Source organism: Pseudoalteromonas sp. CO342X (genome assembly GCF_004208915.1).
Lineage (GTDB): Bacteria > Pseudomonadota > Gammaproteobacteria > Enterobacterales > Alteromonadaceae > Pseudoalteromonas > Pseudoalteromonas maricaloris.
The window spans coordinates 1-299 of the sequence record NZ_SGPH01000098.1 but is presented as its reverse complement, the minus strand read 5'-3'; the positions used below and the strand labels follow the sequence as shown (position 1 = coordinate 299).

Genomic DNA, 299 nt, shown 5'->3' with positions numbered 1-299 from the left:
TCTTAAGCATAAAATAAACACAACGACCGAGCTTATGGGCGAGCACTGAAAGTGCTTTGGCTTTGCTCATGCGTTTTGTAATTTGTTTAAGTAGCACCGAGCTTTGTCATTTCCACGTAAATAAAGTACAGCGGCTTTTCACTGAACGCCCATTTCAAGTGTCCATTTCCAATTTTATTGCCGTTGGTGCCATAGGTTTTGCCAGCGCGCAAATCGCCGCGCAAATCGCTGACACCCACCACTAATTTGCACCTTCCTAAGATACCGCCTACGCTTTAATTCTGCACTCAAAGGATTGA

The 299-nt window shown here is 44.5% G+C and carries 1 pseudogene; it reads right to left on the bottom strand.

The window, feature by feature from the left end:
* A pseudogene (locus tag EXT47_RS23710) lies at positions 1-206 on the bottom strand (IS110 family transposase); the annotation flags it as partial.
* Positions 207-299: the final 93 nt, after the last annotated feature.